The organism is Rhodopseudomonas julia (assembly GCF_030813515.1).
Classification (GTDB): domain Bacteria; phylum Pseudomonadota; class Alphaproteobacteria; order Rhizobiales; family Afifellaceae; genus Afifella; species Afifella julia.
On record NZ_JAUSUK010000002.1, the window covers coordinates 1,598,224 to 1,623,723 of the forward strand.

26 protein-coding genes are annotated in these 25,500 nt (G+C 62.8%); 13 read left to right on the forward strand and 13 right to left on the reverse strand.

What is annotated here, in order from left to right:
• Positions 1 to 31: 31 nt before the first annotated feature.
• The 3 genes from J2R99_RS16680 to J2R99_RS16690 all read right to left on the reverse strand — a co-directional run bounded on the left by J2R99_RS16680 (position 32) and on the right by J2R99_RS16690 (position 2,053).
• Positions 32 to 739, reverse strand: coding sequence for a cold-shock protein (locus J2R99_RS16680; protein ID WP_307155496.1), 708 nt, complete (start codon positions 737 to 739; stop codon positions 32 to 34).
• A gap of 229 nt (positions 740 to 968) precedes the next feature.
• Positions 969 to 1,328 carry a septal ring lytic transglycosylase RlpA family protein gene (locus J2R99_RS16685; protein WP_307155497.1) on the reverse strand — a complete coding sequence of 120 codons (360 nt, stop codon included), beginning with the start codon at positions 1,326 to 1,328 and terminating at the stop codon, positions 969 to 971.
• 206 nt (positions 1,329 to 1,534) lie between these two features.
• A complete protein-coding gene (locus tag J2R99_RS16690) occupies positions 1,535 to 2,053 on the reverse strand; it encodes a BA14K family protein (protein WP_307155498.1) in 519 nt (172 codons plus the stop codon).
• Positions 2,054 to 2,319: 266 nt separating this feature from the next.
• Between J2R99_RS16690 and J2R99_RS16695 the strand changes: the two genes are divergently transcribed.
• On the forward strand, positions 2,320 to 2,715 hold the full coding sequence (locus J2R99_RS16695; protein WP_307155499.1) for a universal stress protein: 396 nt from the start codon (positions 2,320 to 2,322) through the stop codon (positions 2,713 to 2,715).
• A 76-nt stretch (positions 2,716 to 2,791) separates the two neighbouring features.
• On the opposite strand, the gene J2R99_RS16700 is transcribed toward J2R99_RS16695, so the two are convergent.
• The 5 genes from J2R99_RS16700 to J2R99_RS16720 form a co-directional block, all read right to left on the reverse strand.
• Positions 2,792 to 3,004 carry a cold-shock protein gene (locus tag J2R99_RS16700; protein ID WP_092815141.1) on the reverse strand — a complete coding sequence of 71 codons (213 nt, stop codon included), beginning with the start codon at positions 3,002 to 3,004 and terminating at the stop codon, positions 2,792 to 2,794.
• Positions 3,005 to 3,227: 223 nt separating this feature from the next.
• Complete coding sequence (locus J2R99_RS16705) at positions 3,228 to 3,584, reverse strand: DUF6665 family protein (RefSeq protein ID WP_307155500.1); 357 nt, start codon at positions 3,582 to 3,584, stop codon at positions 3,228 to 3,230.
• 130 nt (positions 3,585 to 3,714) lie between these two features.
• Positions 3,715 to 3,894, reverse strand: a complete 180-nt coding sequence (locus J2R99_RS16710) for a hypothetical protein (protein WP_092815147.1) — start codon at positions 3,892 to 3,894, stop codon at positions 3,715 to 3,717.
• Between the two features lie 93 nt (positions 3,895 to 3,987).
• Positions 3,988 to 4,830 (reverse strand): DUF72 domain-containing protein, encoded by an 843-nt coding sequence (locus tag J2R99_RS16715; RefSeq protein ID WP_307155501.1) that lies wholly within the window; start codon positions 4,828 to 4,830, stop codon positions 3,988 to 3,990.
• A gap of 118 nt (positions 4,831 to 4,948) precedes the next feature.
• On the reverse strand, positions 4,949 to 5,221 hold the full coding sequence (locus J2R99_RS16720) for a hypothetical protein (protein ID WP_307155502.1): 273 nt from the start codon (positions 5,219 to 5,221) through the stop codon (positions 4,949 to 4,951).
• 188 nt (positions 5,222 to 5,409) lie between these two features.
• Here J2R99_RS16720 and bla point away from each other — a divergent pair, with 188 nt between their 5' ends.
• Positions 5,410 to 6,309, forward strand: a complete 900-nt coding sequence (gene bla / locus J2R99_RS16725) for a class A beta-lactamase (RefSeq protein ID WP_503167858.1) — start codon at positions 5,410 to 5,412, stop codon at positions 6,307 to 6,309.
• Positions 6,310 to 6,315: 6 nt separating this feature from the next.
• On the opposite strand, the gene uvrB is transcribed toward bla, so the two are convergent.
• On the reverse strand, positions 6,316 to 9,348 hold the full coding sequence (gene uvrB / locus J2R99_RS16730; RefSeq protein ID WP_304504488.1) for an excinuclease ABC subunit UvrB: 3,033 nt from the start codon (positions 9,346 to 9,348) through the stop codon (positions 6,316 to 6,318).
• A 280-nt stretch (positions 9,349 to 9,628) separates the two neighbouring features.
• Here uvrB and J2R99_RS16735 point away from each other — a divergent pair, with 280 nt between their 5' ends.
• On the forward strand, positions 9,629 to 10,306 hold the full coding sequence (locus J2R99_RS16735) for a hypothetical protein (protein WP_234627732.1): 678 nt from the start codon (positions 9,629 to 9,631) through the stop codon (positions 10,304 to 10,306).
• A gap of 41 nt (positions 10,307 to 10,347) precedes the next feature.
• Here the strand turns inward: J2R99_RS16735 and J2R99_RS16740 are convergent, their stop codons facing one another.
• A complete protein-coding gene (locus J2R99_RS16740) occupies positions 10,348 to 10,710 on the reverse strand; it encodes an SH3 domain-containing protein (protein WP_234627731.1) in 363 nt (120 codons plus the stop codon).
• A gap of 90 nt (positions 10,711 to 10,800) precedes the next feature.
• Positions 10,801 to 11,211, reverse strand: a complete 411-nt coding sequence (locus J2R99_RS16745; RefSeq protein ID WP_307155504.1) for a DUF3775 domain-containing protein — start codon at positions 11,209 to 11,211, stop codon at positions 10,801 to 10,803.
• 555 nt (positions 11,212 to 11,766) lie between these two features.
• On the opposite strand from J2R99_RS16745, the gene J2R99_RS16750 reads away from it, so the two are divergent.
• The 3 genes from J2R99_RS16750 to J2R99_RS16760 all read left to right on the forward strand — a co-directional run bounded on the left by J2R99_RS16750 (position 11,767) and on the right by J2R99_RS16760 (position 14,794).
• Positions 11,767 to 12,687 carry a mitochondrial fission ELM1 family protein gene (locus J2R99_RS16750; protein WP_234627729.1) on the forward strand — a complete coding sequence of 307 codons (921 nt, stop codon included), beginning with the start codon at positions 11,767 to 11,769 and terminating at the stop codon, positions 12,685 to 12,687.
• A gap of 184 nt (positions 12,688 to 12,871) precedes the next feature.
• On the forward strand, positions 12,872 to 13,840 hold the full coding sequence (gene trxB / locus J2R99_RS16755; protein WP_307155505.1) for a thioredoxin-disulfide reductase: 969 nt from the start codon (positions 12,872 to 12,874) through the stop codon (positions 13,838 to 13,840).
• Between the two features lie 63 nt (positions 13,841 to 13,903).
• Positions 13,904 to 14,794 carry a LysR family transcriptional regulator gene (locus tag J2R99_RS16760; protein ID WP_307155506.1) on the forward strand — a complete coding sequence of 297 codons (891 nt, stop codon included), beginning with the start codon at positions 13,904 to 13,906 and terminating at the stop codon, positions 14,792 to 14,794.
• A 126-nt stretch (positions 14,795 to 14,920) separates the two neighbouring features.
• On the opposite strand, the gene J2R99_RS16765 is transcribed toward J2R99_RS16760, so the two are convergent.
• Positions 14,921 to 16,984: an elongation factor G gene (locus J2R99_RS16765; protein WP_307155507.1), complete on the reverse strand. Its 2,064-nt coding sequence runs from the start codon at positions 16,982 to 16,984 to the stop codon at positions 14,921 to 14,923.
• A gap of 196 nt (positions 16,985 to 17,180) precedes the next feature.
• Between J2R99_RS16765 and J2R99_RS16770 the strand changes: the two genes are divergently transcribed.
• Positions 17,181 to 17,633, forward strand: a complete 453-nt coding sequence (locus tag J2R99_RS16770; protein ID WP_307155508.1) for a hypothetical protein — start codon at positions 17,181 to 17,183, stop codon at positions 17,631 to 17,633.
• Positions 17,634 to 17,715: 82 nt separating this feature from the next.
• The gene (locus J2R99_RS16775) at positions 17,716 to 18,756 is read left to right on the forward strand and encodes a DUF1176 domain-containing protein (protein WP_307155509.1); all 1,041 of its coding nucleotides are present in this window, start codon (positions 17,716 to 17,718) and stop codon (positions 18,754 to 18,756) included.
• A 79-nt stretch (positions 18,757 to 18,835) separates the two neighbouring features.
• Here J2R99_RS16775 and J2R99_RS16780 read toward each other — a convergent pair whose 3' ends face one another.
• The gene (locus tag J2R99_RS16780) at positions 18,836 to 19,468 is read right to left on the reverse strand and encodes an outer membrane protein (protein WP_307155510.1); all 633 of its coding nucleotides are present in this window, start codon (positions 19,466 to 19,468) and stop codon (positions 18,836 to 18,838) included.
• A gap of 243 nt (positions 19,469 to 19,711) precedes the next feature.
• Here J2R99_RS16780 and J2R99_RS16785 point away from each other — a divergent pair, with 243 nt between their 5' ends.
• From J2R99_RS16785 to uvrC, 5 genes are all read left to right on the forward strand, one after another.
• Positions 19,712 to 20,485 (forward strand): glycosyltransferase family 2 protein, encoded by a 774-nt coding sequence (locus J2R99_RS16785; RefSeq protein WP_200170579.1) that lies wholly within the window; start codon positions 19,712 to 19,714, stop codon positions 20,483 to 20,485.
• A gap of 94 nt (positions 20,486 to 20,579) precedes the next feature.
• Positions 20,580 to 21,524, forward strand: coding sequence for a calcium/sodium antiporter (locus tag J2R99_RS16790; protein ID WP_307155511.1), 945 nt, complete (start codon positions 20,580 to 20,582; stop codon positions 21,522 to 21,524).
• 3 nt (positions 21,525 to 21,527) lie between these two features.
• Entirely contained in the window at positions 21,528 to 22,280 is a 753-nt protein-coding gene (locus J2R99_RS16795) for an SDR family oxidoreductase (RefSeq protein WP_307155512.1), read from the forward strand.
• A gap of 36 nt (positions 22,281 to 22,316) precedes the next feature.
• The gene (gene gnd, locus J2R99_RS16800) at positions 22,317 to 23,306 is read left to right on the forward strand and encodes a phosphogluconate dehydrogenase (NAD(+)-dependent, decarboxylating) (protein ID WP_307155513.1); all 990 of its coding nucleotides are present in this window, start codon (positions 22,317 to 22,319) and stop codon (positions 23,304 to 23,306) included.
• A gap of 43 nt (positions 23,307 to 23,349) precedes the next feature.
• The gene (uvrC, locus tag J2R99_RS16805; protein ID WP_307155514.1) at positions 23,350 to 25,404 is read left to right on the forward strand and encodes an excinuclease ABC subunit UvrC; all 2,055 of its coding nucleotides are present in this window, start codon (positions 23,350 to 23,352) and stop codon (positions 25,402 to 25,404) included.
• The last annotated feature ends 96 nt before the right edge of the window (positions 25,405 to 25,500 follow it).

Consider the following 25,500-nt stretch of genomic DNA (forward strand, 5'->3'; position numbering starts at 1 on the left):
CAAAGGAGACTTCTCTCGGTCGACGACCTGCTCAAGCCTCGTCTTCGAGAAGCTGCAAATTGACCGCCTGCGGCCCACGACCGCGACGATCCTGCTGCGTCTCGAACGAAAGCTTGGTGCCTTCCGCAAGCTGCGGCAGGCCGGAGCGTTCGATCGCCGAGATATGCACGAAAACGTCCTTGCTGCCGTCCTCCGGCGAGATGAAGCCGAAGCCCCGATCCGCATTGAAGAACTTCAGTGTGCCGTTCTGACGCGGGCCGACCTCTGCCGGCTGGCGATCCTGGAAGCCGCCGCCGCCACCACCGCCGCTGCGGAAGCCGCCACCGGCTCCGCCGCCACCGCCGCCGCCGCGGTAGCCGCCGCCACCGCCGCCGCCGCGATAGCCGCCGCCTTCGCCACCACCGCGATAGCCGCCACCTTCACCGCCGCCACGGTAGCCGCCGCCTTCACCGCCGCCGCGATAGCCGCCACCTTCACCGCCGCCGCGGTAGCCGCCGCCACGGTTGGGACCGCCACGATAACCTCCGCCACCGCCGCCACCGCGATAGCCACCTTCATTGTCTCTGCCGAAGCCTCCTTCTCCCCGATCGCCATAACCGGGGGTGGGAGGAGCATCGCTACCGAAATCGCTGCCGAATTCGCGCGCACCACCACGACGGGGCCGACGGGACCGATCACGGTCCGGGCGCTCACCAAAGTCGTCGTCGTCGTGCCCGCCGCGACCGCCATTGTTCATCATCTCATCTCGTCCTTCGATAGAAAAAAGTCGCCGGCTGGAGGCTCACCAGCCGACGCGGGCAAGCGCGCGGTCTTTACTTGGGAATACATGGAAAGCCGGGATCGGTCCGCTGGCCCTCGACCATAAAGGGGGCGCCTCATGCAAACCCCCGCGTATGATCATGCCGTTATGCGGGCAAATCTGCAAGTCCCTAATGGGCCGAACCTTGGCTCGACCCTAAATCGGCGATTCACTTAAGGACTTCGATTTGAACCTTTGCCGTGCCTCGCCCTTTGAACCCGAGCTTGTGGGCGGCAGCACGCGTGACATCGATGACGCGCCCCTTGATGAAGGGACCGCGATCGTTGATGCGCAGGACGGCGGCTCGACCGTTGCGCAAATTGGTGACCTTCACCTTGGTCCCGAAGGGAAGCGTGCGGTGAGCCGCGGTCATTGCATTGGGGTTGCACCTCTCCCCGGAAGCCGTGCGCGAGGTCAGGGCGTACCAGGAGGCGTGGCCGGTCTGAGCATTGGCGCTTTGAGGCTGGGTTACGAGGACGCAGCTGCCCACAAGGACCGCCGCGGCGAGGAACTTCGCCGAGTGGAACATTCTTCTCTTCCCATGAAAACAAACTTTGCCGCCGCCGCTTTCACCGGCGAAAAGGGGCCAGAAATGGGCAAGACCTGGGGCATTTCTTGCAGCATGACGTGAAGAGAAGCCGATGTGACCATGATGTCACTCGAATGGCACAGAAAAGCAAAAGGCCGCTCTTTGAAAGCGGCCTTTCCTATATGTTGCTCAAGAAGAACGAGGTGTCACTGGCAAAGCTGGCGCGGGCCATTATACGGCTGATAGGTACCACTATTGGCATCGAAGGAGCGATACTTCGAGCTGCAATAGGCATACCATTCCGGCGTCCAGGGAGCGGGGCGCGTGTCGTAGACGACCAGCGGATTGCGCGCGGGAACCGCATAGACGGGCGCCGGCTGGACATAAACGGGCGGCGGAGCCGCATAGACCGGCGCCGGTTCGACATAGACGGGCGCGGAGCGCGGCGCGGTCAGTGCCGAACCGAGAAGAGCACCCGCGGCCAGGCCGACGACACCGGCAGCGACAGCCGCGCCGGCGTCGTCACGGTCGCGGCGATGGTGGCGGTGTCCATAATAACCGCGCGGACGCTCCCAGCCACGGTCACCATAATATCCCCTGTCGCCATCCCAGTGACGGGAATCCCATGACCCGGCCTGAGCGCCAGCCGGCAGAGCAAGAGCAGTCAGTGCAACGGCCAGTGCCGCAGCCGTTGTCTTGAGAGCAGTGGGTCTGAAGAAAGACATCGTCGTTTCCTTGCCAATAAGCCCCGCCGGAAGATCATCTCCGGCTTCTTGATGAGATTGATAGGACTTCCAGGCTGAACGATGGCTGAACGGACATGCCTCGTTGCCATCCCCCTCTCGGGACCTTTAGACAATTCCGCGCAATCGGAGGTCGACAGCAGCATCCATGCGGCCTCAAACGGTGCCGCGCGGCGCGTCGGCGCATGGGCGCACGACCCAGCTTGGGCGCATCATGACCAAGAAACAAGAAACCTGGGAGGACGCCGATGGTGAGCCGAATCTTGCTGCCGATCGACCTCGACCACATCGCCAGCTGGAAGAAATCCGTCACGACTGCGATCGAACTCACGCGCCTCTATGATGCCGAGCTCGTGGTTTTGAGCGTATTTCCCCAGATGGAAGCGGACTTTTCGCAGTTCCCGACGCATCACCTCCCCGCTGTGGAGGTGTTCCGGCGCGAGTATCTTCCCGAAGATATCAGAAGCCGCGCCATCTACCGTTCAGGAACCGTGGCTCGCGGTATCCGCGCGGCGATCAACCAGGAAAAGATCGATCTCGTGGTGATGGCCTCGCACAACCCCAATCTCGGCGACTATGTGATGGGGTCAAACGCAGCCAATGTGGTCCTGCACAGCCCATGCTCGGTGCTGGTGGTGCGTTAAACAAAAACCGCCGGACATGCCGGCGGCTCGATCGTCAAATATGGCTGGGAGCAGTCACATCCCAGAGAGGAAGCATTCAGGCAAGCTGGAGATTGACCGCCTGCGGGCCGCGGCCCCTTGGATCCTGCTGCAACTCGAAGCTGACGCGATTGCCCTCGACAAGGCCCGGAAGGCCCGAACGCTCGACAGCCGAAATGTGGACGAAAACGTCCTTGCTGCCGTCTTCTGGAGCGATAAAGCCGAAGCCGCGCGTGGAATCAAAGAACTTAACGGTGCCGGTCTGGCTCATGGGAGAAACCCTTTTCCCTTTGTGGTCGGATTCATCGAGGCTGGCCCATTGCCAGGCTCGAATTTCGAAACAGTCGGGAAAGACGTTACCTACCGGTCGGGTACGAAACCGCGCGGCGCAGACTTAACCGGTCGTCGGGGCGCGCCCATCCAACATTTACGCGCCCATTCGCGTTATGACGGGAAAAGCCACAGATAACAAGGCGCCGCCCTTCTGGGCCTGATCACAGCGCCGGCTTCCTGACGATCCCGAGCCTCGCACGCAGCACCTGCGGCACGTCGTATTCGCGCATCAGCTGCTCCGTGCCGGGGAAACCGAGCGCTTCGCGCTGCACGACGAGCGCCCACAAGGCCTGGCTCGCCTCGTCCAACGCTCGCGCACGAGCATCCTCGATGCTGGCGTCGGAGGCATCCGCTCTCACGGCATCTTCAAGGCGACGCCAGACGGCAAGCGCGTCTTCGAAACGGGAAGCCGCGCGTGAGAGGCTTGCAGCCCTCTCCGCCATCATCTCTTGCTCGAGGGCGTCGTAGGGCGAAGCTTGCTTGCGCGGAGCAAGGATGCGCGGTGGACGGATGCTCATGCCCCTCAGCTAGGACGCGCCGCCTTTCCGGACAAGACCGCCGCTGGTGCAGGGCCCGAAACGGTTCGCGGCAACGTGAAGGACCCCTGCTCCGATCGCTCAGATGAACACCGCATGCATTGCGGCACGTTCAGCGCCGTGTCTGACGGTCCTCTGGCAGGAATTGGGTGTGCTCCTTGTCGCGCTTTTGCCGTTCCTGCATCAATTCTTCGTAGGCGCGGCGCTCCTCGGCCGACAGCTGAACACGCTTCACCGGCGCCTTCTTTCGTCGATCCTTGGCCTTTTTGTAGAGCTGCGGCTCTGTGGACATGTGCCTCGTCTCCATCTGCCGGACATCGCTAGATAGCCGCTTCTCCCACAATTGACGAGGCGCTTTGCCCTTTCTGCGGCCAATACGTCGAATTCACCTGTCGAGGCGGGCCATAAGCTCCATAGCGGCGTGCGGATTGCGGACTTTGGCGCCGGCTATGAAGAAGATGAAAACCGCGTGGGGGTCGGTCGAGCAGATAGAGCCCTTCCCCTTGAGCCGCTGCAAATCGTCAGGCACGTCGCCGTGCGCAAACACGCGCGCACGCTCTGCCCAGGCGTCGAGATCGGACGGGGAATAACCCGTCCTCTCCTCCTCCCGCGTGCGCATCAGCCGCACATAGGCGAAATCGGCTGTCGGCTCGGCGAGGCCCGGATAATCGTCTGACTCGGCATAGACGATCGCCGCGTTGTGGCGGCTTGCGAGATCGACGAATTCCTCGCACAGGAAACTCTCATGGCGCACTTCGAGCGCATGGCGAAGCGGCAGACCGTCGACTTCCTGCGGCAGGAGCTTCAGGAAAGCGGCAATATCCTCAGCATCAAAGACGCGGCTCGGCGCGAACTGCCATAGGATCGGACCGAGCTTTTGCTTCAGCTCGGCGATGCCGCCGTTGATGAACCAATCGAGACTGTCGCCGGTCTCGGCGAGCTTCTTCTTCATGGCAATGGCGCGATGGCCCTTCAGAGCGAAGACAAAATCGTCCGGCGTCTCGTCGTGCCATTTGGCAAAGCTCTTGGCGCTCTGGCCGCGATAGAAAGTGCCGTTGATCTCGATCGCCGTCAGCTTGGAGGCCGCGTATTCGAGTTCGCGCGTCTTCGGCAGTTTTTCCGGATAGAAGGTTCCGCGCCAGGGTTCGAAGGTCCATCCGCCTATGCCGACCCGGATGTGTCCGGTTCGAGCCGAGTTGTTATCTTCGGACCTGTTCTGCGCCGGCATGCCTCGCCTCCTCTTCCTGGAGAGGGACCCTTCCCTGCCTTGAATGCGGAAGCAACCCGAAAAGACGCTGCGGAAGCTGACGGCACCTGCGCGTCAGAAAGTCGCCCGGGTCCGGCGGTCAGTTCTCTTCGCGATACTGATATTGCGCCCGGCACTTGGCGCGCTGCTGCGCCGTGAGATTTCCGGCACAGCCCGGCGGCGCGAAAATGCGCTGATTCTCCAGCCGGCGCTGACGGAGCCGCGGCTGATCGTAGGGGTTGTTGATCGGGTCTGGGGCCTTCAACTTCGGCACTTCGACCCGCGGGATCCGCGGCCGATCGGGGTTGCCAAAGCTCTGTGCAGTCGCAACAGAGGGGATCGCGGCGACGGCGAGAAGACCTGCGAGCGCCAATCCCGAAAGGGATTGGCCTGGACTCCGGCTCGAACGTGAAGCTGACCTGCACATGACAATCATGTGGGGCACCGCTCGGCTATTCACAAGCGGACATCCGTCCTTCGCGATTCGGCCTTAATTCCGTCTTCCGACGCAGCTAGCGGCCCGCCTGCCGCAGATGTCAGGAAGGAACCGACATGGATACGATGCCGACGCGCCGCAGCTTCACGGCCCTCATGGCCGCGATGGCCGGCAGCGCGTTTTTGCCCTCCCCGCTTTTCGCACAGACCGCAGACGATAATCCTCCGCAGGACGTGCTGACACGCACGCTCGCGGAGGTGGAGCAGCGCCTGAATGCGCGTCTCGGCGCCTATGTCCTCGACATCGAGACGGGTCGCGAATGGGCCCAGCGCGCGGACGAGCGTTTCCCGATGTGCAGCACCTTCAAGCTGCTCGCCTGCGGCGCCGTGCTGGCGAAGGTCGATATGGGCGAGGAAGATCTCGAGCGTCGCATCAGCTTCGAGGAAAAGGATCTCGTGACCTATTCGCCCGTCACCAAGGAACATGTCGGTGGTGAGGGGATGACGCTTGAGGATCTCTGCGTCGCGGCAATGACGCAAAGCGACAACACGGCCGGTAACCTGATTCTCGACAGCCTCGGCGGTCCGCCCGCGATCACATCTTTCGCTCGCTCCATCGGCGACCAGGTGACCCGCCTCGACCGCAGGGAAACAGAGCTCAACGAAGCGACGCCCGGAGATCCACGGGACACGACAAGCCCGCGGGCCATGGGCCGCGACGCGCAGACGCTCCTCGTCAAAGGCAGCCTCTCCGACCGTTCCCGCCTGTATCTCAAGAGATGGATGTGCACCAACAAGACGGGCGACGAAAAGCTGCGTGCCGGTCTTCCTGGCGACTTCCTCGTCGGCGACAAAACGGGGGGCGGCGGCAATGGCACGATGAACGACGTCGCGGTCATCTGGCCGAGCGGACGCAAACCCGTCATCGCGTCCATCTACCTGACGGAAAGCGGCGCCTCTTTCGATGATCGCAATGCCGGTTTTGCCGAGATCGGCAAGGCGATCGCGGAAGTGATCAAGGCCTGAGTGTCTTTAGCGACCCGGCCGCCCGGTCTTTCTCGGGCGGCGCTGGCGCGCGCGCTCGTCTTCGGGCTCCTCGTACGACCCCTTGCCGATGTTCTCACGCCGCAGCGGCCTGACGTCGTCGCCTTCTGGGGCCTGCAAGGGGGCGGGCCCGCCAAGCGGTTTCTCGGTCCGGCCCACGGTCATCTCGTCGAGCGTGTTCTTGCGCACGCGGGAGCCGCCGGACTTTGCCGCATCTTTCCGGCTCTGCCGGGTATTCTCGATGCCGGTGTTGCGGGCGAGCGGGTCGTCCATGACGGCAAGCTCAGTCGCTTCCAGCCGCTTGATCTCGTCGCGCATCCGCGCCGCCTCCTCGAATTCCAGATTGGAAGCGGCCTCCAGCATGCGTTTTTCGAGATCTTCGATATGGGCGCGCAGATTGTGGCCCATGAGCGCGCCCTCATCCTCGGCAAATCCAGCGCCGCGGCCACTGCCGGAAACACCGACGCGGACGTGGTCACGCTCGTAGACGGAATCGAGGATATCGGCGATACGGGCTTTCACGGATTCCGGTGTGATATCGTTCTCGACATTGTAGGCGATCTGCTTTTCGCGCCGACGCGAGGTTTCCGCGATCGCCCGTTCCATCGATCCGGTCATACCGTCCGCGTAAAGGATCACCCGCCCATCGACATTCCGGGCGGCCCGGCCGATCGTCTGAACCAATGACGTCTCGGAGCGCAAGAAACCCTCTTTGTCGGCGTCGAGAATCGCGACAAGCCCGCATTCGGGAATGTCGAGCCCCTCGCGCAGCAGGTTGATGCCGACGAGGACATCGAACGCACCAAGGCGCAGGTCACGGATAATTTCGATGCGCTCGATCGTATCGATATCGGAATGCATATATCGCACCCGGACGCCGTGCTCGTGGAGATATTCCGTCAGATCCTCGGCCATGCGCTTGGTCAGCACCGTGACGAGGGCGCGATACCCGCCGGCAGCGGTTTCCTTCACCGCGCCCAGGAGATCGTCGACCTGGCTCGAGGCTGGACGGATTTCCACCGGTGGATCGATCAAGCCGGTCGGACGAATGACCTGCTCGGTGAAGACGCCGCCGGTCTCGTTGAGCTCCCAGTTGCCCGGCGTCGCCGACACGCACACGCTCTGCGGGCGCATGGCGTCCCACTCCTCAAAGCGGAGCGGCCGATTGTCCATGCAGGACGGCAGCCTGAAGCCGTATTCGGCGAGCGTCGCCTTGCGACGGAAGTCGCCGCGATACATGCCGCCGATCTGCGGAATCGTGACATGGCTCTCGTCGACAAAGACGAGCGCGTTGTCGGGCAGGTACTCGAACAGGGTCGGCGGCGGCTCGCCGGGCTTGCGCCCCGTCAAATAGCGCGAATAGTTCTCGATGCCGGCACAGGAGCCCGTCGCCTCGATCATCTCCAGATCGAAACGCGTGCGCTGTTCCAGACGCTGTGCTTCAAGAAGCCGCCCCGCCTTTTCCAGCTCCTCGAGCCGCCATTTGAGCTCTGAGCGGATCCCCTTCACCGCCTGCTGCAGAGTCGGTTTAGGAGTGACATAGTGCGAGTTCGCATAGACCTTTACGGAACGAAGCTCACCCGATTTGTGACCTGTGAGCGGATCGAATTCCGAAATCGCCTCGATCTCGTCACCAAACAGCGACACACGCCACCCGCGATCTTCCAAGTGGGCCGGGAAAATCTCGATCGTGTCGCCGCGCACCCGAAACGTGCCGCGAATGAAATTGGCATCCGACCGTTTGTATTGCAGGGCCACGAGATCGGCCATGAGCTGGCGCTGGTCGAGCCGATCGCCCACCTCCAGGCCGAAGGTCATGGCCGTGTAGGTTTCCACCGAGCCGATACCGTAGATACAGGAGACGGACGCGACGATCACGACATCATCGCGTTCGAGCAGCGCGCGCGTCGCCGAGTGGCGCATGCGGTCAATCTGCTCGTTGATGGAGGATTCCTTCTCGATATAGGTGTCGGTGCGCGGAACGTAGGCCTCCGGCTGATAATAGTCGTAGTAGGAGACGAAATACTCGACCGCATTCTCCGGGAAGAACGATTTGAACTCGCCGTAGAGCTGCGCCGCCAAGGTCTTGTTGGGCGCCAGGATGAGCGCCGGGCGCTGCGTTTCCTCGATGACCTTCGCCATGGTGAAGGTCTTGCCCGAGCCGGTCACGCCGAGCAGAACCTGGGTCGCCTCCCCGGCCTCCTTGATCCCCGCAACGAGTTCAGCAATCGCCTGGGGCTGATCCCCGCGTGGCTCGAACTCGGAGGTGATTTTGAGAGGGACGCCGCCCTCGGACTTTTCCGGCCGCGGCGGCCGATGCGGCACCCAGGTGCCGTCGCGAAACTCCGGACGGCCTTTCTCGATGAGGGAGGAAAGGGCTTCAACCGTCGCCGTCACCGCGGAACCCGGCAAATTCTCCGCATCTTCCAGATTCACATCGAAGCCTGCCGCCGGGCTCATGCCCGCACCGGCGCGCTCCTTGGCGGAGCTGCGCCCACCCATCGAGGTTCCCCTCGAGGTCTTCAAAGGCTTGTCGGTGGCCGTCTTTCCGGCACGGGATTTTGTGCTCTTGCCCGCGGCGCCACGGCTGGGTTTCGCCGGCGCTTCCTTCTCATCAGCCTTGATGGGAATCGACTGGTCCGTCTCCCAACCGGAGTTCTTTCCCGGTCCAAGTCTCGACTTTCCGGCACGCGACTTTCCCTCCGGTGAAGGGTCAGTCTTCGGTTTTTCGGGAACAGCGATCGAGCGATCATAGGCAAGCCCGCCCCGATCCTTCGACTGGGGTGGCCTGATGCGCGTGCTGCGCCCTTCCGCCTCGGCCTCGCGCGCGATCTCTTCCGCCCATGATGTGATCGAACCGGCAAACGCCGCTTCGATCGGGACACCTTCCAGCGAGGGCTGTGCGGCCTCACCGAACCCCTTGCCCTCGCCCTCGCCTTCCGATTGCTCATAGGTGGTTTCGGAGCCGAGCTTAGCGGCCTTACCGCGTCGCCCGGGGGATGTGCGCCTGTCTGCTGCCATGTTCTCTATATGGACCAGCCTTGCAGGCGCGAAAAGGCCTGAGTGGCAGCTTTCGCCACCCGACGAGGGAGACTGGTTCGCGGGTCACAGCCTTTCGCAACCTGCTCGTGTCACATACCCGCAGAACGTGATTCTTCATTTCGCCACAAGAGCTTCTATCCTGGAACGAAAGCAATTCGAAGTTGGAGGAACGTCCGGGGGTCTTCGTACCGGTTCACCTGACCTGGAGTTTGGAGACGTGCGGATCACTCTCGGCGTCGGGCGCGTCCGAGCCCAAATCATGGCTCTCGGAATCGTGTCCATCCTTGGCCTGGGCGCGCTGGCTGGGCCGGCCGATGCGGATGAGCGCGACTGGCTGATCGTCAATCGTTCGTCGCTCGCCGATGGCGCGGCCATCTACACGCTCGGAGCTCAGCATCCAGGCGATTGGGAAGGCCGATTCGGTGTCGACATCGGTACGACCGGCAGTGGCTCTCACGGCGTCGACACGCGCGTGTGGCAATGGGGAAACCGGCCTACCGATGTGGCATGGTACAGCTTGGCGTTGCCCGGCCCCTTCCCGAATTACGACTGGACGTGGGACAAGGCCTGGATCGAAGGCAATGTGATCCCCGAAGAGAACAGCTACCGGATTGCGGCCCGCATCGGGCGTCAGGAATCCTTCGGCAATCTCGTCGAAGCGTCGCTGCAGCTGAGCTACGCCCTCTCCGGCTCCGGTGTCGGGTCCAACGCCGAACAGACGATGGCGACTGCACCTTATCTTCGCCTCAACATCCTGCCGACCGACACCGCCCTGACGGCGCAGTCTTACGTGTCGGATACCGATTTCATCTGGCACAGCTCCGTCGAAGCCCAACAGCAGCTGATCAAAGGCATGTCGCTCGTGGGGGCGGTTTCCGACATCGGGCTCGACAGCCAGAATGCCAGCCTGCGCCTGCAACTCTATCGAAGATGGTAGAGCCGAATCGGCGCCTCGTTCGAGCGCCGCGGCATCGAAACCTACCGCAGAACGATGATCGTCACGGGCCCATCGGTCTCGAAATGAACGGCAAAATCGTCGTCGCTCGAGTTCCGGCGGCTGAATCCGAGCGCTGTCAGCGCATCACCTCGGAGCCAGCCGTGCCGCGCGCCGCCCGAGCGCGGCCGCACCAGACACCACCCCTCCGCCTGCGCACAACCGTTGACGACGACTTCCGAGCCTCTGGCGACATCCCCGAGCGCCGCAGACGCATCGTCGGGCAGAGCGCGCATCACCGCATCACGTCGCAAAGCCGCGTCCGCCGCAAGAGCGGAGGACGACAGGCCCGAAAGACCCAGCGCGATCAGGGAAACGGTCAGGCGGATATTTGGGAGAAGCGGCACGGGCATCCCGGTAAGGATTGATTCACCATAGTGCTACGGTGCCGTTTCCGCGACGGCTCTGCAAGCGCGGCGCTTCCCGCGACTGACCGACTAGAGATTCAGCGCGTCGAGACCGGCGTCGATATGGTCGGCCAGAAGCGGCATGCCGAGAAGATACTTGGAGGTCTTGCCCTGGGCGCGGCCTCTCGCTTCGGAGCGCGCCTCCTCCCAATCGTCTGCGCCGTAATCACCGCGCCCGATCCATACGATTGCGACTAGATCCGCCGCTTCATCGATATTGAGATCATCGATGAGCTCGCGAAGTTCCTCTTCGGTCTGGTCGTCGGTCTCTTCTTCCGCGAGCGCATCGTGGTGGTGCGATTCGCGCATGCCCTCGGCATCGAGATCGATTTCATGATCGCGGCCGTCCTCGTAGCCAGCTTCCAGATCGGCACTGAGCGTGCGAGCCTTGTCGGCAAAAAAGCGGAGGGTCGAGGGATCGAGAGAAAGATCGACAGCCATTGTTCCGTTGTTCTGCTTGTGTGCTGGCCTTGGAAAAAGCCTAACACGAGTGTTGCGTCTTGTAGCGGAACGCGTTGTCACGTGGCCTGCGCCTGCAACCGTTCCCTCCCAGGAAGCCACTAGCCCGAAACAAAAAAAAAGACGAGCCCCGGTGTTTGATATCCAGGACTCGTCGGGAGAGTTTGGAGCCGGTCAACGACCGGCCGTCCAAGAGGGGAACAGCTGCTCTCTGCGGCCACAGGGAAGTGCCCGAAGAGCTCGTCAGCTCCCGCTTTATCGTCCGACAATCGGCCGATCACAATGAAAGAGTGTGCATGCCAGCCATGCATGTGCCTGAAACATAGGCATTCACTGCCTCTCAAGGCGGCAAACCGGCGGCAAAATCGTCGTCCTGGCCGCGCCCGAAGGCGCACTTGGCGCGCCGGCTTCCGGCATGCTACCGGTGGCGAAGTTCCCGCGCTTCAACTTCTCGCCGGCCCTCGTCAGATCATGGTTCCGCATCCCGTAAATCCGCCCAAGCCCCGCTGTTGGGTGCTGACGACCGGCGAGGCCGGAATGCGTAGCCAGGCCCTCGGATTGGCAGAACGATTGGGCGTGCCGTTTGAGGAGAAGACGATCAGGCTGCGTCAGCCATGGTCTTGGCTTCCAGGGCATTTGTGTCCCGCGGCGCTGGCCGGGCTCGATCCTTCGCGTGATCTTCTCACGCCGCCCTGGCCGGATCTCCTGATCAGCTGCGGACGCCGTTCCACTGCGGCCTCGATCGCGATCCACAGCGCCTCAGAAGGCAGCACACGGACGGTGCATATTCAAAATCCCCTGACGCCCGTGCACCATTTCGATCTCGTCATTTCGATGCGCCACGATCACCTTGCCGGTGAGAACGTGGTCAATGTCGATACGGCGCTGCATCGCGTAACCAGGGATAAACTCGACGAGGCAGCCGCCCTTTGGGGTCCGCGTCTTCGCGGTTCGGAAAACAGCCTCGTCGGCGTCGTTCTCGGGGGGCCGACACGTCACTACTGGATGAGCGAGGCCTTTCTCACACGCCTCAAGGCGATCATCCGCGGTGTTCACGAAGCCACCGGCGCACGTATCGTGGTGACGCCGTCGCGGCGAACGGAAAACCGGGTCAAGCAAGCTCTCGCTTCGGAATTTCAGGCCGAACCCTGGTACTGGCAGTGGGATGGGAGTGGCGACAATCCATATTTTGGGCTTCTCGCACTTGCCGATCGCCTGCTCGTCACCGCCGATTCCGTTTCGATGGTGTCAGAAGCGGTCGCAAGCGGGCATCCAGTCAATCTCCTGCCACTCAACGGCCGATCGCGTCGTCATGACGAATTCGCCGCCAATCTCGACACCCGCGGCCTGGTTTCTCTGACCGGCCCCGAAGGGGTGGATCTGGAGTTCCAGGGCGCCGGAACTGTCGATGCCACCACCTATGCGGCCGATGTCGTCCGCGAGCGCCTTTTGAGCTGATGGTCGTACGCCCTCCGACAGGAGCGGTGGACTTGCCAGAATGCGCCGAAAACAGCGCTTGGGTTGCACGCGACGCACCAAACAACCCGCCTTCGGCCGAAACCTGGTGACGGAAGGGCATGCTCGCTTGCCCTTTGTGAAGTTGCCGCCTATCTGGACAGACCAACCTGCGATGGGTGCGACCATGTCAACGGCCAACCATGCCAAGCTCTTGATCATCGGATCAGGTCCCGCCGGCTATACGGCAGCCGTCTACGCGGCGCGGGCTCTCCTCGAGCCTGTCCTGGTCGCCGGGATGGAGCCCGGCGGACAGCTCACCATTACCACCGAGGTGGAGAACTATCCGGGCTTTGCCGAGCCGATCCAGGGCCCATGGCTGATGGAGCAGATGCGCAGCCAGGCGGAGAATGTCGGCACACGGATCGTCAGCGATATCGTCGTTGCGGCCGAGCTCACCACCCGGCCCTTTCGACTGACCCTCGACAGCGGCGATGTCTGGACGGCGGATGCCGTCGTCATCGCCACGGGCGCGCAAGCACGCTGGCTCGGGCTGCCGTCGGAGGAACGCTTCAAGGGTTTCGGCGTGTCGGCCTGTGCCACCTGCGACGGTTTCTTTTACAAGGACAAGGACGTCCTCGTCGTCGGCGGCGGCAATACCGCCGTCGAGGAAGCCCTCTATCTCTCCCACCTCGCCCGCCACGTCACGCTCGTGCACCGTCGCGATGCGCTCCGCGCCGAGCGAATCCTGCAGGACCGTCTCTTCACGAGAGACAACGTCAGTGTGATGTGGGATTCCGCCATCGAGGAAGTCCTGGGCCAGGGCGGCTTCCCGCCGGCGGCGACCGGGGCGAAAATCCGCAATGTCCGGACAGGCGCAATCTCGGAAGTCGCAGTCGACGGCATCTTCATTGCCATTGGCCACGCGCCGGCAGTGTCGCTTTTCAAAGACCAGCTTCGCCTGAAGCCCAATGGCTATCTGTGGACCGCGCCGGATTCGACGGCGACGGATATCCCCGGGGTTTTTGCGGCGGGTGACGTGACCGACGACGTTTTCCGGCAGGCGGTGACCGCGGCCGGCCAGGGCTGCATGGCGGCCCTGGAGGCGGAGAAATACCTCTTCGCGCGGGAAGCAAGGCAGGAGGCGGCCGAGTAGGCCACCTGTCTCGATGCGCAATGTTCAAGACCTCAGGGGCGCAGGGACCCTGAAGGGGGTGTGATGGATTGGGATAAGCTGCGGATCTTCCACGCGGCGGCAGAAGCCGGGTCGTTTACCCATGCCGGCGATTCGCTCAACATGAGCCAGTCGGCCGTCAGCCGACAGGTGAGCGCACTGGAATCAGAGCTCGGGGTTCCCCTCTTCCACCGCCACGCCCGCGGCCTCATCCTGACGGAGCAGGGCGAACTGCTCGTGCGCACGGCACGGGAAGTGCTGGTGAAGCTCGAACAGACGCGCGCAGAACTGGCAGATTCCAAGGGGCAGCCGTCAGGCGCGCTCAAAGTCACGACCACCGTCGGGCTCGGTTCCAGCTGGCTCGCCTCGCGTCTCAACGAATTCATCGACCTTTACCCGCAGATCAATCTGCAAGTCGTGCTCGACGATGACGAGCTCGACCTGTCGATGCGTGAGGCCGATGTGGCGATCCGGCTGCGTGCGCCCACCCAGCCCGATCTCATTCAGCGCAAGCTGTTCACGGTGCACTTCCACGTCTACGCCTCGCCCGATTATCTCCAGCGTTTCGGACAGCCGAAAAGTGTGGCCGAGCTCGATGATCACCGCATCATCGTCTATGGCGAAAATGCCCCGGCCTATCTCCGCGACATGAATTTGTTGATGAGCAGCGGCCGCGAAAACGGCGAGCCGCGCACTCCGATCATGGCGATCAACAATGTCGTGGCGATCCGGCGTGCCATCGAAAAAGGGCTCGGCATCGCCATGCTTCCCGACTACCTCGTCAACGAGCAGTCGCCGCTGGTGGCCATCCTGCCGGAAGCGGAAGTGCCGGCGTTCGACACCTATTTCGTTTACGCAGAAGAGCTCAGGAACTCCGCCCGCGTCCAGGTTTTCCGAGACTTTCTCATCGCCATGGCACGCCGCTGGCATTATTGACGCGAGCGCCGCATCCGCAATGAGCGCGGTCTGAGGCCTTTTTCTCGGCGTCTTGCCGCGTCACTCTCTTCACATATGAAAAGCGCGGCCTTTCGGCCGCGCCAGTTCGAACAAAACCCCGCGAGGCTACGCCGCCTCTTTCGAGGCCGCTTTCAGAATGTCGTCGGAAAGCCGCCCATGGACTTCGGCCAGATGATCGAAGTTTGAGGTGAAGGTGCCGACGCCCTGTGTGGCCGAACGCAACTCGATGATGAGATCGGCAATCTCGGCTTCCGGAATGAGCGCCGAGATCACGTCCCAGCCCTCCCAATCCGGCTTGCCGTCAAAACCGAGAAGCTGTCCGCGTCGCCCTGAGACGATGGCGTTCACTTTCGGCGTCGCATCGCTCGGCACAGTGATCTCGACCTTCAGGACGGGCTCCAGGATGACCGGCTGGCATTGCGGCAATCCTTCGCGCATGGCGAGGATCGCCGCCATCTTGAACGCCTGCTCGGAGGAATCGACGGAGTGATAGGAACCGTCGGTCAGAGTGACACTGACATCCACGACCGGGAAGCCGCCAAGAGGGCCGCTTTCCAGCGCCTCTCTTGCGCCGGCCTCGACCGCGGAGAAATACTGCCGCGGAACCACACCGCCGGAGATCGTCTCGTTGAAGACGAAACCGGAACCGCGGGGCAGCGGCTTGATGTCGATCACGATGTCACCGAACTGACCATGTCCGCCCGACTGCTTCTTGTGGCGACCACGCTGCGTGACTGACCCCTTGATGGTCTCGCGGTAGGGTACGGTCGCAACGGAGGTCTCAATCGACAGGCCGTTCTTACTCGCAAGCCTCTCAAGCGCGACGCGCAGATGCATCTCCCCCTGCCCGCTGACGACCGTCTCGCCCGTTTCCTGACGGTGCTCGACGGCAAGAGAGGGATCTTCGTCAACGAGCTTGGCAAGAGCGGCCGAGAGTTTCACGTCGTCCTTGCGCTCACTTGGCCGCACCACCTTGTGCAACACCGGCTGTGGCGGCTTCGGCACAGCGATCGTGGGCACCGACGCCCCTTTGGCCGACAGCGTATCGCCGGTCACAGCCCCATCGAGCTTGCCGAGAGCGACGGTATCGCCGGCTTTGGCAGCACCACGCTTTGTCGTCTTCTGTCCGAGGAGGTCGTAGATGCCCGAGACTTTGCCCGCTGGGCCGGCGGCATTGTCGAGTTCGGCGGTATCTTCCACCGACCCGGCAAGGACGCGGCTCAAGGAAAGCTTGCCGCCGTGGCTGGTGTGAATGGTCTTCATCACCTGCACGAGCGGACCGGCGGCATCTTCCAGGCCAAGACGGGCGCGGGTGTCGGTGACGTCGGGAGCCTCGTGGCGCAGCGCCTTCAAGAGGCGCATGATTCCGTTGCCATTTGCGGCCGAGCCGAGGAAGACGGGAACGATCTCGCTGGCGCGCATCTCTTTCACGAGGTCAGCGAAGACGTCGTCGCGCGGCGGCTGAATGTCTTCCAGCAGCTGTTCCATCAGAGCGTCGTCGTGATCGGCGAGCGATTCCAGCATGGAAAAGCGCGCTTCGTCGCTCTCCATGCGCTCCATCTCCGCCATGTCGACGACTTCGCTCGGCGCGTGTTCGCGATAGAGGAAGGCACGATCGAGCGCGAGGTCGACGAAACCGACCGCGATGCCATCCTTCCAGATCGGCAGCTGCCGCAGAACGAGCGGCACGGACGAGACAGGCTGCAGCAGTTCGAGCGCGTCACGCACACCGCCCGAGGCCCGATCGATCTTATTGAAGAACAAAAGGCGCGGCACGTTGCGCTCTTCCAGATGCTTCATCACCACCTGGAGCGCAGGAATTTTCTTGTCGTCGGGCTCCGCCACCACGATCGCCGCGTCGACGCAGGCGAGCACCGGATCGGATTCGTAAGCGAATTCAACGGAGCCCGGGCAGTCGATGAAACAATAGGTTTCATCCATGAACGTGGTCGTGGCCGTATTGAGCTCAACGCTCATGGCGTGCTCGCGCGCTTCCGGCGAGGCATCACCGACGGTGTTTCCTGAGGCCACTGTTCCCACTTTGGGGATCGCGCCCGTTCGGAAAAGGATCTCCTCAAAGAGGCTGGTCTTACCGCTCGCGAAGGGGCCAACGATGGCGATGCATCGCGGCCCCTCGCGCCTCGCACCTCCTGCGTCTCTGCCGCTCATTTCGCCGCTCCTTTCCCTGAAATTGAAAACTCCATGACAACCGATTTCTAGCGCGTTGCGCGTAGGTTACGGTAGCCACAGATCGTCTCAGTCGAGGCGGCTTTTTGCAAGTCTGCAACACGTCCGAGCTATTCTTCCTGGCATGCTTGATTCGCGGGGCTCGCCCGCTCATGGTGGTGCAAAAGCAGAGGACGGAATGCGCATGAATAGGCTGTTTTTGGCTCTTGGAGCCGTCCTCGGGGCATGTCTCGCTCAACCTCAGGCCCATGCTGCAGATCTCGCGCGGGGCTACGATGCGGGGGTTTACGCCGTCGCACCGGCACAGCCGACGAGCTGCGATCAGCCCGCCGTTCTCAACAGGATCATGGAACGCTTCGCCTGGGCGGAGAAAAACACCTGGCACCGCGGCCTTTTGATCGACAACGTCGTCGAGCCACGTCTGCGTTACACGGACGGGACGGCTCCGGGCCGGATCATGAATGACCGCTGCGAGGCGCGTGCACTCATGAGCGACGGCACCATGCGATCGGTCTATTACATCGTCCAAGAAAATATGGGCTTTGCCTCGCTTGGCCGCGGCATCGATTTCTGCGTCCTCGGCCTTGATCCCTGGCGGGTTTACGACGCCGGTTGCAGCACGATGCGGTAGGTCACGTCTGCAACCGACCGTTCAGGCGGCATCGGCTCCTCTGACTTCCAACCGGGCCCGATGAGGCCGCCGGAGGTGGTGTATGCGCAGCCTCAGCCTTGTCGTCCTCCCATTGCTCGTCTGTTCTCCCGCTCACGCGCAAGAGACGAACAGTTTTCGCGATTGGTCGGTGACGTGCTCTCCGGAGGCCAGCTGCAGCGCCCAGATGAACGGCCCTTCCACGCAATTCTCGCTGGATCGAAGCGAGGGGGCCCCCGGCTGGTACATTCGCTTCGACTTCTCCGATCCGCTGCCGGATCCCGACCGGCCCCTCACCCTTTTGATCGACGGCAGCAAAACCGTGCTGCAGGCCCAATCGGGTTGGAGTTTTACGGGCGAGGCAGGACGAAGCTTCGTGCGCGGCAACGACAGGGTGCGGGCCGCTTTGATGAGCTCCCTGCAGGACGGAACGCAGCTCATCGTGGAATATATCGACGTCACCGGCGAGCCGCGCCGTCAGCTCTTCTCGCTTTCAGGCCTCTCCGCCTCATTGTTATGGGCGGAGGAACAGATGGGCATCGTGGGGGAGAAGCGCCTCGCCGCCACCCCGGAACAGGACGCGGTGGACGCAGAGGCGGCGACCGATATCGAGACCTTATCGATCGAAGCGTCGGCCGTTCCGGCGATCGTTCTCGAGAGACATCAGCAATCCAGCGCTTGCGAAGCTCTCGACAGCGAACTGATGCGGGAAATCCCGCCGCTCATCTCGCGGGTCAGCGATACGGCGATCGTCTATGCCATTCCCTGCGTCGCCGCGGCCTACAATGTCACCTATCGGCTCTATCTGCGCGAGACGGGAGAAATCGGCGGCCTCCAGACACTTTATTTCCCGCAATGGTCAAAGGCCTATGGCTGGAGCGGGACCGATCTCCTGTTCAATGTCGCGCTCGAGGGAGACCACCTTTCGGCGACCGCGCTTGGACGCGGCGTTGGCGATTGCGGCACGCAAGCCGATTTCACCTTCCTGGATTATGCCTTCCGCCTAAACCGTTATGCCGCCGAAGAGGAATGCCGGGGTCGTTTGCCCGCTGACTGGCCCGTCATCTACGAGCACAGCAAACAGCCACAAAAAAGCCCGACCTGAGGCCGGGCTCGCATTCATTTGCGTATCGTTGGCGCGGGGTGCGCGCCCCGCTTTCGAGCCGTCCCCGGAGCAAGCAGCCCTAGAACTTGTAGCCGACGCGGGCACGGACCGAATGTGTGTCGAGATCAACCGAGGTCGGCGCCGTGAGGCTGAACGTCTTGTCCTCGTAATCCGTGTAGCGGTACTCGACACCCGCCGTCAGGTTCTTGGTGATCGCGGCTTCTGCACCCGCGCCGAGCGTCCAACCGACACGCGTGTCGCTGTCGCTCACACCACCCGCCTTCGCCTTGACGTCGCTCAGCGCGACACCGCCGGTCGTGTAGAGAAGAAACCGATCAAGCGCGATGCCGGCCCGACCGCGCAAAGAGCCCGTCCAGTTCTGCTCAACGGAAATGCCGTAGTCGTTACCGTCGAGACCAGAGGCGAGCGCATCTGCTTCCACACCCACCACGAACTGATCGAACTGGCGCTGATAGCCGGCGTAAATCCCGCCATCGACACCGTCGACATCGACATTGCCGACGCTCGTATCGCTCTCGCCCGTGGAATAGCCGAGCATGGCGCCGAGATAAAAACCGGACCAGTCGTTCGGGCCGGTGGACGTGACCATAGGAGGCTCAGAGGTATAGGTTTCGGGCGCCGGCAGATCGGCAGCCAGCGCAGACGATGCCACCAAGCCGAAAGCAGCAGCGAGAACCAGCGGTTTGCGCATGTTAACCTCCACTCCTCCGATAACCTCAACGCGTAAGGCCGAAGGATGTTCCGATGAAATCCTATAGCCGTCGTTCGTTCGGAGCTAGCCTTAGATTGTGATACCGGCCGGTCGAAAAAAGGGTGAAACCTGAACAATTCCGTGATCAAGAGTTAACGTGTCTCAGCTGCCACACCTGCGCCGGTGATTCCCTGCAATAGAGCCTCTTCCACCTCAATCTATGACCATTCGCACAAGCCGCAAGTGACCGTTCCTCTCTCCATTTTCATCATCACCCGCAACGAAGCCGACCGCCTCGGCGAGACGCTCGCGGCCGTCCGCGGCCTGACCGACGACATCGTCGTCGTCGATTCCGGCTCCACCGACGGCACGCAGGAGCTGGCGAGACGCCTTGGCGCACGTGTCGTGCATCACGACTGGCAGGGCTTCGGCCCGCAGAAGCGTTTTGCCGAAGAGCAATGCCGCTACGATTGGCTTCTCAACCTCGACGCCGACGAGGTTCCTCAACCCGAAGTCGTCGGCGGTATCAGCGCGTTGTTCGCCGATGGCGAGCCTCCGCTCAGCCTCTATCGCATCCGCATCGTCACGATTTATCCGCGCCACCACCATCCGCGCCTTTTTGCCGACTTCGTCAGCCCGGTTCGCCTCTACGACAGACGTGTTGCGCGGTATTCGCCGAGCCTCACCGACGACCGCGTCGTCGACCATGGTCTGCCGTCGGGTCTCGTACCGGGGGCCGTGTGGCATTTCTCGTTCCGCTCTTTCGCGCATATTCGCGCCAAGCTCGACGGCTATTCCGATCTCCAGACGATTGAGAAGGCCGGGCGCCGCTCGCCCCTCGTTTTGAGGCTCAGGCTTCTCACCGAATACCCGATGCAATTCGCTAAGTACTTCATTTTCCGTCGTCATTGGACGGGTGGCGTGCTGGGCGCGCGCTATGCGCACGAAATCGCGGCAGCGAAACAACGTCGCATTCGGCGCTTCCTCGAGGCGCGCCAGAAGCTCTCCTCGACCTGACGGGCGCCGCATCGCGTACGACGACGGGGCTGTTGAGCGAGAAATACCCGCCTATATGGGGCGCTGCAGCCCAACGGATCGGATCCCGCCGCCCATGTCGAGCCTCCTCACCCTCATCGCCGGCCTCATCTTCCTCATGATTGCCGCCGACATCCTGGTGCGAGGTAGCGTCTCCTTGGCTGAGCGGTTCCGCGTCCCGCCCCTCGTCGTTGGCCTCACCATCATCGCCCTCGGTACGTCGGCGCCCGAATTGGTGGTGTCCTTGCAGGCGGGCCTTGCCGGGTCCGGCGGCATTGCCATCGGCAATGTGGTGGGCTCCAACATTGCCAATATCCTCTTATGTCTCGGCCTCCCCTCGCTAATCTTCGCAACGGCCGTGAACGCGACCGGACTGAAGCGGAATTTCTCCGTCATGGTCGCAGCCACCGTTCTTCTCATCGCATTGTGCTGGGATGGAAGTTTGAGCCGGCTCGACGGCGGGATTCTTCTGCTTTGCTTTATCGCCTTCTTCGTCGCCCAGATCCTCGTGACCCGCGATTCCCGGCGCCAGCAGGAGGAAATCGAAGAGCTCCGGACCAACCTCTCCCCGCCGCTCGCCGCCTTGATGGCAATCGGCGGCCTCGCCGCCCTGCCCTTTGCCGCAAACTTCGTCGTCGATGGAGCCATCGGGCTCGCGGAGATGCTCGGTCTTTCGGAGACGGTCATCGGCGTCACGGTCGTTGCCGTCGGCACCTCGCTGCCGGAACTCGCCGCCGGGGTGATGGCTGCCTGGCGCGGTCATTCCGACATGACCCTCGGCAACGCCATCGGCTCCAACATCTTCAATATCCTATTCATCCTCGGTGTCACCGCGAGCGCCGTGCCGCTCGTCGTCCCACCTGACTTCCTCGTCTATGAGTTCTGGGCGATGGTCGCAGCCTCGCTTGTCCTGGTGCCGTTCCTTGGCATGCGCTGGCCGATCGGCCGCCTAGGCGGGCTTGCCCTGGTCCTCGCTTACGGGGGCCTCATCTGGGGCGCCGTCGCTTTTCCCGGCGCCTGAGCGATGCCTGATAGAGCTTTTTCAGATCCATCTCCGCGCACTGCGCTCGTCACCGGCGGGGGGAGACGCATCGGGCGCGCGATCGCGGAAGATCTGGCACTGCGCGGCTGGCGGGTCGCGATTCACTGCAACACTTCCAAGAACGAAGCGGAGGACGTCGCTCAGGGCATTCGCGATGCCGGCGGAGAGGCCGCGGTCTTCGCCGCCGATCTCGGCGACGCCCAGGCCCTTGAGGGCCTCCTCCCCAGCGTTGCCGACGCCCTCGGGCCGGTCACACTTCTCGTCAACAATGCCTCGGTCTTTTGGGATGACGCTGCAGAAACCTTGACCGCGGAGGTCTGGGACAAACAGCTCGCGATCAATCTGCGAGCTCCCGTCTTCCTCACGCGCGACTTCGCCAGGCTCTTGCCGCAGGACGTCGAAGGCCTCGTCGTCAACATCGTCGACCAACGGGTTTTGAAGCCGGACGCCGAGTTCGTCTCCTATACGATCTCCAAATCCGCGCTTTGGACGGCGACGCAGACGCTCGCGCAGGCGCTCGCCCCTCGTGTCAGGGTGAATGCGATCGGTCCCGGACCGACATTGCCCAACCCGCATGATGGGGAGGCTGGGTTCGAGCGCGAAGTGGCACAGGAGACGCTTCTCGGGCGTTCCGTCGACCTCGCCGATTTCGGTCGCACCATCCGCTATCTGTGGCAGACGCGGTCGCTGACGGGCCAGTTCATTGCCCTCGACAGCGGCCAGCACCTCACGTGAACGGCCGCGCCTCCCCCGCGGCAACAGGAGAACCCGATGGACATAGCGATGATTGGTCTCGGCCGCATGGGCGCGGGACTTTCCCGGCGCCTGATGGCGTCAGGCCACACCCCCTTCGTCTTCGACCGCAACCAAAGTGCGATCGATGCTCTCGCCAGCGAGGGCGCGCGCCCGCTCGCGGCGCTGAGCCAGGTCACCGCGCTCGCGCCGCCCCGCGCGGTCTGGGTCATGCTCCCGCATGGCGAGGCGACGGAAAGCACGATCCGCGCCCTCGCCGACATCCTCTCTCCCGGCGACTGCATCATCGACGGCGGAAATTCTTATTATAAGGACGACGTGGCGCGGCGCAGCTTCCTGGAGCCGAAAGACATTGCCTATCTCGACGTCGGTGTTTCCGGAGGCATCTGGGGAGAGCGCGAAGGCTTCTGCATGATGATCGGCGGTCCGGACGCAGAGGTTGCGCGTCTCGATCCCATCTTCGCTTCCCTCGCGCCGGGCATCGGCGATCTCCCCGAGACACCCGGCCGCGATGGGCGCGATCCCCGGCCGGCGCAGGGTTATATGCATTGCGGGCCGGCAGGCTCCGGCCATTTCGTCAAGATGATCCATAACGGCATCGAATACGGGCTGATGCAGGCTTATGCGGAAGGTTTCGACATCCTGCGCAATGCCGGCACGGCTGCGCGCCCAGAAAACGAGCGTTTCGACCTCGATTGTGCCGACATCGCCGAAGTGTGGCGCCGCGGTTCGGTGATCCGCTCATGGCTGCTCGATCTTTCGGCCGCAGCGCTCGCCAAGGACCAGGCGCTTGAATCGTTCCGTGGACATGTCGCCGATTCCGGCGAGGCCCGCTGGACATTGGAGGCCGCCGTCGAGGAAGAGGTGTCGGCTGCCACCATCGCCTCTGCCCTGTTCGCCCGCTACCGTTCCAGACGGGAAAGCACCTTTTCCGACAAGCTGCTTTCGGCGCTGCGGGCCGAGTTCGGCGGCCATATCGAGGGCGGGAGCAAGAGCGAAAGAGCATGAGGCGGGTGCGCAAAGGCTAACAAGCGCCTATCTTGGACGACATATGAGTGAGGATATCAGCAACGGTGGGGAGGCGGAGGTCGCACAAACAGCGGACCCGGTCGATTCCGTCTCCTCCGGGGACGAGGTCACGGCCTCCGATACCCCTCGCACGCCCGCGGCAGAGCCGGTTTCCGGCATTGCATTCGAGGAGCTGCCCCCGGCCGAGCCCGGCGCGGACGTGATTGCGGCCGCCGTCAAGACCCTGCCTAACGCACCCGGCGTCTACCGCATGATCAACGAGCACGGTCAGGTGCTCTATGTCGGCAAGGCCCGCAGCCTCAAGAAGCGCGTCGTTTCGTATACGCGGCTCGGCGGCCAGAACAACCGCATCGCCCGCATGATCCGCGCCACTGCGGCGATGGATTTCGTGCGCACCCGGACGGAAACCGAGGCGCTTCTTCTGGAAGCGAATCTCATCAAGCGCTTGCGGCCGCGCTTTAACGTTCTGCTGCGGGACGACAAGTCGTTCCCTTACATCCTGATCACCGGCGATCACGAGGCGCCGATGATCGTGAAGCATCGCGGCGCCCGCAAACGCGCGGGCGATTATTACGGGCCGTTTGCCTCGGCCGGCGCGGTCGGGCGAACGATCAATGCTTTGCAGAAGGCGTTCCTCATTCGCTCCTGTTCCGATTCCGTTTACGAGAGCAGAACCCGTCCTTGCCTTCTCTACCAAATCAAGCGCTGCTCGGCCCCCTGCACCGGCGAGATCTCGGTCGACGATTATGCCAAGCTCGTCGACGAGGCCCGCGCCTTCCTGTCCGGCCGCAGCCAGGCTGTGCGCACAGAGCTCGCCCAGGAAATGGAGGCCGCCTCGTCTCGCTTCGACTTCGAGCAGGCCGCGGTTTATCGTGATCGGCTGGCGGCGCTGTCGCATGTCCAGTCCCACCAGGGCGTCAATCCGCAGAGTGTCGAAGAGGCCGATGTCTTCGCCATCCATCAGGAGGGCGGCATGGCCTGCGTTCAGGTGTTCTTCTTCCGCACCGGGCAGAATTGGGGCAATCGCGCCTATTTCCCGAAGGCCGACAAGACGATGGAGGCGCCCCAGGTTCTCCAGGCTTTTCTGGCACAGTTCTATGACGACAAACCGGTCCCGAAACTCGTCCTCGCCTCGGAGGAGTTCGAGGAGCGTGCGCTGCTTGCCGAGGCGCTCAGCGAGCGCGCCGGGCACCGCATCCAGGTCCATGTTCCGCAGCGAGGAGAGAAACGCGAACTCGTCGAGCACGCGCTGACGAACGCACGCGAAGCCTTGGGCCGGCGGCTGGCGGAAACCTCCAGCCAGGCCCGCCTGCTGCAGGGGCTCGGAGAGGCATTCGGCCTCTCCTCTCCTCCCCGCCGCGTCGAGGTCTACGACAACAGCCACATCCAAGGAACGAATGCGGTCGGCGGCATGATCGTCGCCGGGCCCGAGGGCTTTTCCAAACCGCATTATCGCAAGTTCAACATCCGCTCCGAAGAGATCACGCCTGGCGACGATTTTGGCATGATGCGGGAGGTTCTCACCCGCCGCTTTTCAAGGCTCATCAAGGAGGCCGGTCCGCGCGCTCCGCAAGAGCAGCCATCCGACGATGGCGGCGAACCACAAAGCGACGCGATACCCGCCTGGCCGGATCTCATCGTCATCGACGGTGGCAAGGGACAGCTCTCCGCGACGCTGGGAGTCTTGAAGGAGCTCGGGATCGAAGATCAACCCGTGGTCAGCATCGCGAAGGGCCGCGACCGCGAAGCGGGGCGCGAGACCTTTTTCATGGCGGGAAAAGCTCCCTTCATGCTCCCCCACCGCGACCCAGTGCTCTATTTCATTCAGCGTCTGCGTGACGAGGCGCACCGCTTCGCCATCGGTTCGCACCGCGCTCGTAGAAAAAAGGCAATGGCTGCCAATCCGCTCGACGAGATTTCCGGGATCGGTCCTTCACGAAAACGTGCGCTTCTCCGCCATTTCGGAACGGCTCGCGCCGTTAGCCGGGCCGGCGTGGAAGACCTGATGGATGTGGAGGGAATCTCGGAACAAATGGCCGAAATCATTTACGACCATTTCCACGAGCACGGCGGCTGAGACAAAATGGCACCGGTCTTGGCTAACAATCAGCGTGACAATTACAAAAGTTTTGTCAGGCACTGCTATTGAGACCGTTGACACTGCGAGCGGGCA

Excerpts from the sequence above, each read along its gene's own strand:
- J2R99_RS16705 (WP_307155500.1), bottom strand. The coding sequence starts at position 3,584 with ATGAGCATCCGTCCACCGCGCATCCTTGCTCCGCGCAAGCAAGCTTCG.
- bla (WP_503167858.1), top strand. The coding sequence starts at position 5,410 with ATGCCGACGCGCCGCAGCTTCACGGCCCTCATGGCCGCGATGGCCGGC.
- J2R99_RS16760 (WP_307155506.1), top strand. The coding sequence starts at position 13,904 with ATGGATTGGGATAAGCTGCGGATCTTCCACGCGGCGGCAGAAGCCGGG.
- uvrC (WP_307155514.1), top strand. The coding sequence starts at position 23,350 with ATGAGTGAGGATATCAGCAACGGTGGGGAGGCGGAGGTCGCACAAACA.
- J2R99_RS16780 (WP_307155510.1), bottom strand. The coding sequence starts at position 19,468 with ATGCGCAAACCGCTGGTTCTCGCTGCTGCTTTCGGCTTGGTGGCATCG.
- trxB (WP_307155505.1), top strand. The coding sequence starts at position 12,872 with ATGTCAACGGCCAACCATGCCAAGCTCTTGATCATCGGATCAGGTCCC.
- uvrB (WP_304504488.1), bottom strand. The coding sequence starts at position 9,348 with ATGGCAGCAGACAGGCGCACATCCCCCGGGCGACGCGGTAAGGCCGCT.
- J2R99_RS16745 (WP_307155504.1), bottom strand. The coding sequence starts at position 11,211 with ATGGCTGTCGATCTTTCTCTCGATCCCTCGACCCTCCGCTTTTTTGCC.
- J2R99_RS16795 (WP_307155512.1), top strand. The coding sequence starts at position 21,528 with ATGCCTGATAGAGCTTTTTCAGATCCATCTCCGCGCACTGCGCTCGTC.
- J2R99_RS16695 (WP_307155499.1), top strand. The coding sequence starts at position 2,320 with ATGGTGAGCCGAATCTTGCTGCCGATCGACCTCGACCACATCGCCAGC.
- J2R99_RS16765 (WP_307155507.1), bottom strand. The coding sequence starts at position 16,984 with ATGAGCGGCAGAGACGCAGGAGGTGCGAGGCGCGAGGGGCCGCGATGC.
- gnd (WP_307155513.1), top strand. The coding sequence starts at position 22,317 with ATGGACATAGCGATGATTGGTCTCGGCCGCATGGGCGCGGGACTTTCC.
- J2R99_RS16710 (WP_092815147.1), bottom strand. The coding sequence starts at position 3,894 with ATGTCCACAGAGCCGCAGCTCTACAAAAAGGCCAAGGATCGACGAAAG.
- J2R99_RS16685 (WP_307155497.1), bottom strand. The coding sequence starts at position 1,328 with ATGTTCCACTCGGCGAAGTTCCTCGCCGCGGCGGTCCTTGTGGGCAGC.
- J2R99_RS16735 (WP_234627732.1), top strand. The coding sequence starts at position 9,629 with ATGGCTCTCGGAATCGTGTCCATCCTTGGCCTGGGCGCGCTGGCTGGG.
- J2R99_RS16770 (WP_307155508.1), top strand. The coding sequence starts at position 17,181 with ATGCGCATGAATAGGCTGTTTTTGGCTCTTGGAGCCGTCCTCGGGGCA.
- J2R99_RS16680 (WP_307155496.1), bottom strand. The coding sequence starts at position 739 with ATGATGAACAATGGCGGTCGCGGCGGGCACGACGACGACGACTTTGGT.
- J2R99_RS16690 (WP_307155498.1), bottom strand. The coding sequence starts at position 2,053 with ATGTCTTTCTTCAGACCCACTGCTCTCAAGACAACGGCTGCGGCACTG.
- J2R99_RS16700 (WP_092815141.1), bottom strand. The coding sequence starts at position 3,004 with ATGAGCCAGACCGGCACCGTTAAGTTCTTTGATTCCACGCGCGGCTTC.
- J2R99_RS16775 (WP_307155509.1), top strand. The coding sequence starts at position 17,716 with ATGCGCAGCCTCAGCCTTGTCGTCCTCCCATTGCTCGTCTGTTCTCCC.
- J2R99_RS16715 (WP_307155501.1), bottom strand. The coding sequence starts at position 4,830 with ATGCCGGCGCAGAACAGGTCCGAAGATAACAACTCGGCTCGAACCGGA.
- J2R99_RS16750 (WP_234627729.1), top strand. The coding sequence starts at position 11,767 with ATGCGTAGCCAGGCCCTCGGATTGGCAGAACGATTGGGCGTGCCGTTT.
- J2R99_RS16790 (WP_307155511.1), top strand. The coding sequence starts at position 20,580 with ATGTCGAGCCTCCTCACCCTCATCGCCGGCCTCATCTTCCTCATGATT.